The sequence below is a fragment of the Cellulomonas sp. B6 genome (assembly GCF_001462455.1).
Classification (GTDB): Bacteria; Actinomycetota; Actinomycetes; order Actinomycetales; family Cellulomonadaceae; genus Cellulomonas.
On the sequence record NZ_LNTD01000172.1, the window covers coordinates 1 to 8,583 of the forward strand.

An 8,583-nucleotide genomic window follows, 5' to 3' on the forward strand; every position below is an offset into this window, starting at 1 on the left:
CTGCAGGAAGGCGCGCGTGCGTTCGTGGCGCGGCGCGTCGAGCACCTGGGAGGGCGGGCCCTGCTCGACGACGACGCCGCGGTCGAGCAGCACGACGGTGTCGGCGACCTCGCGCGCGAACCCGATCTCGTGCGTGACGACGAGCAGCGTGGTGCCGCTGCGCGCGACGTCCTTCATGACGTCGAGCACCTCGCCGACGAGCTCGGGGTCGAGCGCCGACGTCGGCTCGTCGAACAGCAGCACCGACGGCCGCAGCGCGAGCGCCCGGGCGATCGCGACGCGCTGCTGCTGACCGCCCGAGAGCTGACGCGGGCGTGCGTCGGCCTTGTCGGCGAGCCCGACGCGTGCGAGCAGCTCGCGCGCCTCCGCCTCGACCTGGGCGCGCGGGCGGCCCTGCGCCGCGACGGGCGCCTCGACGACGTTCTCCAGGGCCGTGAGGTGCGGGAACAGGTTGAACGACTGGAACACGAAGCCGATGCGGGTGCGCTGCCGCAGCACGTCGCGCTCCGTGAGCTCGCGCAGCGTGCGCCCGCGCCGGCGGTACCCGACGAGGTCGCCGTCGACCGCGACGAACCCGCGGTCGACCTTCTCGAGGTGGTTGACGACGCGCAGCAGCGTCGACTTGCCCGACCCCGACGGCCCGAGCACGACCGTGACCGACCCGGGCTCGAGCGTCAGGGACACGCCACGCAGCACCTCGAGCGTGCCGTACGCCTTGTGCACGTCGTGCAGCTCGACGCGGCCCGTCGCGTCGGCGACGCGGTCGACGGCCGCGGACGTCGCGGCACTCACGCCCGCTCCCCCGCGGTCGGCGCGACCGTGCGCGACGTGCGCGTCAGCACCCCGACGCGCGCCCGCGCGGCGTACGCCGGCGGCACGCCCGGTGGCACGTCACGCCCGGTGAGCCGCGCGACCGCGACCTGGACGGTCCACCGCGCGCGCTGCAGCGGCGTGGGCGGCAGCGTCCGCAGCGCGCCCTTCGCGTAGTGCCGCTCGACGTAGTACTGCACGACCGTGATGAGCGTGGTCAGCACGAGGTACCAGATCGACGCGACCAGCAGCAGCGGCACGACGCGCCCGTTGCGGCCGTAGATGACGCTGACGATGTAGAACAGCTCGCCGTACGCGAGCACGTAGACGATCGACGTGCCCTTGAGCAGCCCGATGACCTCGTTGACGGCCGTCGGCACGATCGTGCGCATGGCCTGCGGCAGGATGATGCGGCTCACCTGGCGGCGGCGCGGCAGCCCGAGCGACGCGGCCGCCTCGTGCTGCCCCTGGTCGACCGACAGGATCCCGGCGCGCACGATCTCGGCGGAGTACGCGGCCTGCGAGAGGCCGAGCCCGAGGATCGCGGCCCAGAACTTGTCGACGACCGACAGCGTGTCGAACCACAGGTACTCGGGGCCGAACGGCACGCCGAGGCTGAGGTGCGGGTACAGATAGGCGAGGTTGTACCAGAGCAGCAGCTGCAGCAGCAGCGGCACCGACCGGAACACCCACGTGTACGCCCACGACACCGACCGCAGCAGCGGCGAGCGAGACAGCCGCATGAGCGCGAGCACCGTGCCGAGCGCGAACCCGACGACCGCCGCGACGGCGGTGAGCCGCACGGTCGCCCACGCGCCCTCGACGACCGACGGCCACGTGAGGTACTGCGCGACGACGCCCCACTCCCAGCGGTCGTTGGTGACCAACGAGCTGACGACCATCGCGAGCAGGACCGCGACCGCGGCCGTGGCGACCCAGCGCCCGGGGTGCCGTGCCGGGACGATCCGCAGGTCCGCGAGCCGGTCGCCGGCGGGCGAGCCCGGCGTCGCGCCGGCCGACGTGCCGGTCGACGCGTCGGCGGGGTGCCGCCCGGGCGGTGCCACGATCAGGCGCGACTCGTCCTGCGCGAGGTGCGTGCTCACGGCGTGACCTCCAGCCACTTCTCGAACGGCAGCGGACCGGCGGGGGTGACCGTCGGGTCGAACAGCGGGCGGTAGCCCGTGGTCAGGTACAGGCCGGCGGCCTCGGGCTGCCGCGGACCGGTCGTGAGGTAGAGCCGCCGGTAGCCGCGGGCCACGGCGCGCCGCTCGAGCTCGGCGAGCACGCGGCGTGCGAGCCCGCGGCGGCGGTGCGCCGAGTGCGTCCAGATGCGCTTGAGCTCGGCCGTCCGCACCGCGGGTGTGCCGTCGCGGCGCCGGGTGCCGGGCCGCTCCAGGAGCGCCGCGTCCCCCAGCTCGGCCTCGGTGCGGCGTCGGAACGCGCCCCCGGCGAGCGGCACGCCGTCGGCGAGCAGGAGCAGCAGCTCGCCGTGCGGGGGTGCGAGGTCCTCCGCCGGGTAGTGCTCCATCTCGTCGCGCAGCTGCTCGGAGGTGAGCAGGCCCTGGTACCGGGACCAGTACTCGTGCGCGAGCTCGTCGATCAGCGGCCGCACGAGCGGGTCGTGCAGGTGCACGCTGCGCACCTCGAGCGCGTCGCCGGGCACGGGACCGGCCCCGACGGGCGCGGTCGTGGTCACCGCGGCACCCGCTCACCGGCGGTCACCGCGAACGGCAGGTGGTTGCCGGGCACGGGCGCGGGGCACGTGCCGTGGTCCGAGAACGCGTAGGGCAGGTTGACGGCGCGGTTGAGGTCGAGCCGCAGCGTCGTCGTGCCGGGACCGGGGACCCCGGCCTGCACGACGCGCCACGGCGCGACGTCGTCGGCGTCGTCGCTGAACAGGAGCGTCACCGCGCCGCCCGGCGCACCGGTCAGCGCGAGGGTCGCGCGCCGCCCGTCCCGCGCGACGTCGACCTCGCCCACGACCTGCACGCGGTGCACGAGCCCGGGGCGTGCCGCGCCCACGACGACCTCGCGCGGCTCGGGGTACCAGCGGACGGGCACGTCGAGCACCCACGACGCGTCGTGCGGGTACGCGGGGACGCCCGTGAAGGCCGCCCGCGCGGGCGCCTGCGGGTCGCGCAGGCGCAGCGCGAACCGACCGGTGCGCCGCACGATCTCGACCGCGATCTCGGCGGTCCCGGCGTCGTCCGCCGGCGCGCGTCCGGCGGGCAGGTAGGTCGCCACGACCTGCGAGCCGCCCTCGGCGACCGCGTGCGTCGTGACGTCGGCGCCCACCGCGTGGTGCACCTGGTCGGCGTCGACCCACCAGCGGCCGGGCACGTCGCCCAGCACGGTCGGGACGTGCGGCACGTCGAGGTACGCGACGGGCGAGAGCCAGCCGTGCGGTGCGCGCAGCTCGTCCTCGCGCGCGGCGCGCCACGCGGCGTGCGCGGCGGCGGTCGGCGCGTCGTCCGGCACGGTCGGGGCGTCGGTGGCCGGTCGGGTGCCGGTGTCCTGCAGGGTCATCGCTGGTCCTCTCGTGCGTGCGTGCCGGGGATCGCGCCGACGAGCTCGGCGGTGTAGGGGTCGCGCGGGTCGTCGAAGACGTCCGCGGTGCGCCCCGTCTCGACCAGGCGGCCCGCCCGCATGACGCCCACGTGCTCGGCGACGCGCCGGACGACCGCGAGGTCGTGCGAGATGAACAGGTAGGTCAGGCCGCGCCGCTCGCGGAGGTCCGCGAGCAGCTCGAGCACACGGGCCTGCACGGAGACGTCGAGCGCGCTGGTCGGCTCGTCGAGCACCAGGAGCTCGGGGTCGAGCGCGAGGGCCCGCGCGATCGCGACGCGCTGGCGCTGGCCGCCCGAGAGCTCGGCGGGCCGACGGCGCGCGAGGTCGGGCGACAGGTGCACCTGGGCCAGCAGGTCAGCGACGCGCTCGCGCCGCTCGGCGGGCGTGCCCACGCGGTGCGCGCGCAGCGGCTCGTCGACGGCACGGGCGACCGTGAAGCGCGGGTCGAGCGCGGTCGACGGGTCCTGGTGGACCAGCTGGGTGCGGCGCCGCAGGTCGCGCAGGGCGTCGCCGCGGGCGCCGGCGACGGCCACGCCGTCGAACCGGACCGTGCCCGCGTCGGGCCGGTCGAGGCCGAGCACGAGCCGCGCCGTCGTCGACTTGCCGGACCCCGACTCGCCCACGAGCGCGAACGCCGAGCCGCGCGGCACGCGGAACGTCACTCCGTCCACCGCGCGCAGCACGTCGCCCGTCCGCCGCGGGCCGAGCCGGAACGTGCGGGTGAGCCCGTCGACCTCCAGGAGCGCGGGCCCGTCACCCACCGCGACGTCCTCCCGCGGGGCCACCGGCGACGCCGCCCGGAGGGACGTCCGCGCGGCGGGCCGCGCCGCCGTCGGCGCACCGCCCGCGTCCCGGGGCGCGAGCCCCGGGGCCGCGGCGAGCAGCTCCCGCGTGTACGCGTGCCGCGGGGCGCGCAGCACCTGCGCGGTCGCCCCGTGCTCGACCACGCGCCCGTCCTTCATGACGACGACGCGGTCGGCCCGGTCGGCGGCGAGCGCCAGGTCGTGCGTGATGAGCAGCACCGCGGTGCCGGTGCGTGCCGTGAGGTCGGCGAGCAGGTCGAGCACGCGCCGCTGCACGGTGACGTCGAGCGCGCTGGTCGGCTCGTCGGCCACGACCAGCTCGGGCTCGCACGCGAGCGCGATGCCGATGAGGACGCGCTGCCGCATGCCGCCCGACAGCTGGTGCGGGTGCTGCCGGGCGCGGACGGCGGGTGCGTCGAGGCCGACGGCGTCGAGGATCTCGACCGCCCGGGCGTACGCCGCGCGCCGCGACGTGCGGTGGTGGATGCGCAGCACCTCGGCGACCTGGTCGCCGATGCGCTGCACGGGGTCGAGCGCGACGCCCGGGTCCTGCGGCACGAGCCCGAGACGCGCACCGCGCACGCGCGACCACGCACGCTCGGGCAGCGTCGCGAGGTCGAGGGCCGTGCGGGGGTCGTCGCCGAGCGTCAGCGCACCACCGGTCACCGCGCCGTTCGCGGGCAGCAGTCCGACCACGGCGTGCGCGGTGCTGGACTTGCCCGAGCCGGACTCCCCGACCAGCGCGACGACCTCGCCCGCGTGGACGTCGAGGTCGACGCCGCGGACGGCCGGCACGTCGCCGTCGGTGCCGCGGTAGGTGACGTGCAGGTCGCGCACGACGAGCACGGGTCGCGCGTCGCCCCCGGGCCGTGCCCGGTCGTCGGCGGTGCGCGTGGTCAGGGCCTCGGCGGTCATCGGGCGGTCCTCCCCGGTCGTCCGACCGCACGCCCGAGGCGCCCGGCCGCGAGCACGACCACGGCGATCACGGCGCCGGGCAGCGTCGAGTACCACCACGCGGTCGCGAGGTAGTTGCGCCCCTCGGCGACGAGCGAGCCCCACTCGGGTGTGGGGGGCGTCGCGCCGTAGCCGAGGAAGCTCAGGGCCGAGACGGCGAGCACGACCCCGCCGAGCTCGACCGTCGTCAGCGCGAGCACCGGGCCCGCCGAGTTGGGCAGCACGTGCCGCACGACCACCGACGCACGCCCGGCCCCGGCGAGGTGCGCGGCCTCCACGTAGGTGGCGCGGCGCACGCGCAGCACCTCGCCGCGCATGAGCCGCGCGAAGGTCGCGACCGACGCGATGCCGACTGCGAGCGCCACCTCGAGCGTGCCGAAGCCCAGCACCGTGACGACCGCGAGGGACAGCAGCAGGTTGGGGATCGCGAGCAGCACGTCGGCGCCGCGCATGAGCACGTCGTCGACGCGCCCGCCGACGAACCCGGCGACCGCCCCGACCGCGGACCCGGCGGCCGCCGCGACGGCGACCGCGACGAGCGCGGCGCGCACCGACAGGGCCGTGCCGTGCACGGTGCGCGCGAACAGGTCCCGGCCGAGGTGGTCGGTGCCGAACCAGTGCGCGGCGCCGGGCGGCGCGAGCGCGTCGGCCGGGACGCCGGTGATCGGGTCGTGCGACGTGAACGCGCCGGGCACGAGCGCCCACGCGAGCACCACGACGACGACCGCGAGCGCGAGCAGCGCGCCGGGCCGGGTCAGCGGGTGGTGCCGCAGGCGCGCGGGCAGCGCGCGACGCACGCGGGAGGCGCGAGTCGTCGCGGGGGCGGCGTCGCGCACGGGCGCGGCGGGGCGGACGGCGGTGCGGTCCGGCCGAGCGGTGCCGATGAGCGTCATGCGGCGGCCCTCCCCCGGGTCAGGCGCGGGTCCAGCAGGGGGTACGCGAGGTCGACCAGCAGGTTGACGACGACGAACACCGCGGCGGCCACGACGACGAGCCCCAGCACGACGGGGATGTCCTGCGTCGTGACGGCCGACTGCACGAGCCGCCCGAACCCCTGCCGCGAGAACACGGTCTCGACGACCACGGACCCCGCGAGCACGTTGCCGACCAGCACGCCGAGCAGCGTGAGCGCGGGCAGCACGGCGTTGCGCGTGACGTGGTGCAGCTGCACGCGCGTGCGGGTCGCGCCCTTGGCGAGCGCGGTCTCGACGTACGGCGCGCGCCACGCGGCGCCCATGCCGTGCGCGAGGACCTGCGCGACGGTCGCGCCGAGCGGGATCGCGAGCGTGACGGCCGGGAGCACGAGGCTCGCGACGCCCCGGTTGCCGACGGCCGGGAACAGCGGGTACCGGAACGACAGCACCTGCAGCAGCACGAGCCCGACCCAGAACGTCGGGACCGCGACGCCGAGCGGCGGCAGCGCGAGCAGGAACCCGCGCAGGCGCGCCGAGCGCGTCCACGTCGCGGCGGTCGCGAGCGCACCGCCGCCGACCACCGCGAGGCCCAGGGCCAGGGCCGCCAGCCGCGCGGTCTCGGGCAGCGCGGCCGCGATCAGACCGGCCACGGGTGCGCCCGACGCGACGGACGTGCCGAGGTCGCCGCGCAGGGTGCGCCCCAGCGCGCCGAGGTACTGCTGGAGCGGGCCCTGGTCGAGCCCGTACCTGGCCCGCAGCGCGTCGACCTGCGCGGGGTCGACGTACCCGCCGGTCGAGCTCTGGTCGAGCATGATGCTCACCGGGTCGCTCGGCAGCAGGTAGAGGACCGCGAAGGCCGCGGTGAACGCGGCGAGCAGCACGGCCGCGGCGCCGACGACGCGGTGCAGGACGTACCGGGTCACGGCGTCGGCTCGATCCACGCGTCGTGGAACAGCAGCCGCGAGGACGCGTCGAACGCCACGCCGTGCACGCCGCCGGCCACGCCGATGGACTGCGCGAGCTCGAACAGCGGGATCGCGAGCCCCTGGTCGAGCACCTCGCGCTGCGCCTGCGCGACGAGGTCGGCACGCGCGGCGGGGTCGGCGGCGGCGAGCTGCGCGTCGAGCAGCGGGTCGAGCACGTCGTCGGCGGGGCGCTGGTTGATGTTGCGCAGCGTCGACGAGAACTGCGTGCGCAGGATGTCGCCGTCGGCGCGCGTGACGTTGTAGTAGTACGTGCCGAACGCGCCCGCCGTCAGCGACTGCTGCTGCTCGGCGGGGGTCTGCTGGCGGATCTGCAGGTCGACGCCCGCGGCGCGCAGCTGCTGCTGGACCAGTTCCAGCACGGCCTGCGACCCGGTGAACAGGGGCGCGTAGACGACGTCGAACGTGAGCCGCTGCCCGTCCTTCTGCCGGATGCCGTCGTCGCCCGGCTCCCAGCCGGCGTCGTCGAGCAGGTCGGCCGCGGCGTCGGCGTCGAGCGCGAGCTCGTCGGACAGGTCGACGTACCCGGGCGTGGTCGACGCGAGCACGCTCGTGGCGGGCCGGAACGCGTCGGACAGCACGGTGTCGACGAGCTGCTGCCGGTCGATCGCGAGGTTGACCGCGCGGCGCACGTCGGGGTCGTCGAGCGGCGCGGCCGTGACGTTGGGCTGCAGCACGAACACGACACCGGGGTTGGTGCGCGTGAGCACGGTGCCGTCGGTCGCCTCGACCTGCGCGACGTCCTGCGGCAGCACGTCGCCGATCGCGTCGAACTGGTCGGAGGCGAGCCCGCCGGCGCGCACGCCGGACTCGGGGACGACCGTGAACTCGATGCGGTCGAGGTACGCCTCACCGTCGTGGTCGGAGACGCCCGACGCCCACGCGTACCCGTCACGTCGCGTGAGCACGGCGCCCTGGTCCTGCGTGTAGCTCTCGAGCACGAACGGGCCGGACCCGACGACGTCACCCTGCAGCCTCTCCTCGGGCGCGGCCTGCGTGGTCGCGTCGGAGAGGATCGCGAGCGACACCGTCGACGTGGCCTGCAGGAACTGCGCGTTGGGCGCCTCGAAGACGACCGTCGCGGTGCGCTCGTCGTCGACGCGCGTCTCGACGTACCCCGAGAGGTAGCTCGTCGCGAGCGCCGACCCGGCGCCGAGCCCGCGGGCCAGCACGTCGAGGTTCGCCTTCACGGTCGCCGCCGTCAGGGGCGTGCCGTCGGAGAACGTGACGCCGTCGCGGAGGTGGAACGTGAACTGCGTGAGGTCGTCGCTCACGTCCCAGCTCGTCGCGATCCACGGCACGATCTCGCCCGTCTCGGGGTCCTGGTCGGTGAGCGAGTCGGCGAGCTGGCGGGCCACGTAGATGCTGACGTTCGAGCCGACCTGCTGGGGGTCGACGCCGCTGGGCGACGCGCCGAGCGCGAACCGCAGCGTGCCGCCGGGCACGGGGTCGGCGCTCGCCGCAGCCGCGTCGGACGGGCCGGCGGCGGGGGCCGCGGCGGTCGAGCAGGCGGCGAGCAGCAGCGTGGGGACGAGGGCGGCGACGGCCCAG

The 8,583-nt window shown here is 76.2% G+C and carries 8 protein-coding genes; all 8 read right to left on the reverse strand.

The window, feature by feature from the left end; translation table 11 throughout:
* Window positions 1–792, reverse strand: a 792-nt coding sequence (locus ATM99_RS14875; RefSeq protein WP_062103651.1) for an amino acid ABC transporter ATP-binding protein, incomplete at its 3' end; no start/stop codon positions are given.
* On the reverse strand, window positions 789–1,913 hold the full coding sequence (locus ATM99_RS14880; protein ID WP_062103652.1) for an amino acid ABC transporter permease: 1,125 nt from the start codon (window positions 1,911–1,913) through the stop codon (window positions 789–791). The genes ATM99_RS14875 and ATM99_RS14880, both read right to left, overlap by 4 nt.
* Window positions 1,910–2,506: a GNAT family N-acetyltransferase gene (locus ATM99_RS14885; protein WP_223305143.1), complete on the reverse strand. Its 597-nt coding sequence runs from the start codon at window positions 2,504–2,506 to the stop codon at window positions 1,910–1,912. Before ATM99_RS14885 ends, ATM99_RS14880 begins: the two co-directional genes overlap by 4 nt.
* Window positions 2,503–3,336 (reverse strand): DUF1684 domain-containing protein, encoded by an 834-nt coding sequence (locus ATM99_RS14890; RefSeq protein ID WP_062103653.1) that lies wholly within the window; start codon window positions 3,334–3,336, stop codon window positions 2,503–2,505. Before ATM99_RS14890 ends, ATM99_RS14885 begins: the two co-directional genes overlap by 4 nt.
* Window positions 3,333–5,096: an ABC transporter ATP-binding protein gene (locus ATM99_RS14895; protein WP_062103654.1), complete on the reverse strand. Its 1,764-nt coding sequence runs from the start codon at window positions 5,094–5,096 to the stop codon at window positions 3,333–3,335. Before ATM99_RS14895 ends, ATM99_RS14890 begins: the two co-directional genes overlap by 4 nt.
* Entirely contained in the window at window positions 5,093–6,028 is a 936-nt protein-coding gene (locus tag ATM99_RS14900) for an ABC transporter permease (protein ID WP_062103655.1), read from the reverse strand. The genes ATM99_RS14895 and ATM99_RS14900 overlap by 4 nt, the downstream gene beginning before the upstream one ends.
* Complete coding sequence (locus tag ATM99_RS14905; RefSeq protein ID WP_062103658.1) at window positions 6,025–6,972, reverse strand: ABC transporter permease; 948 nt, start codon at window positions 6,970–6,972, stop codon at window positions 6,025–6,027. Before ATM99_RS14905 ends, ATM99_RS14900 begins: the two co-directional genes overlap by 4 nt.
* On the reverse strand, window positions 6,969–8,583 hold a 1,615-nt coding region (locus ATM99_RS14910), incomplete at its 5' end, for an ABC transporter substrate-binding protein (protein ID WP_062103656.1). The genes ATM99_RS14905 and ATM99_RS14910, both read right to left, overlap by 4 nt.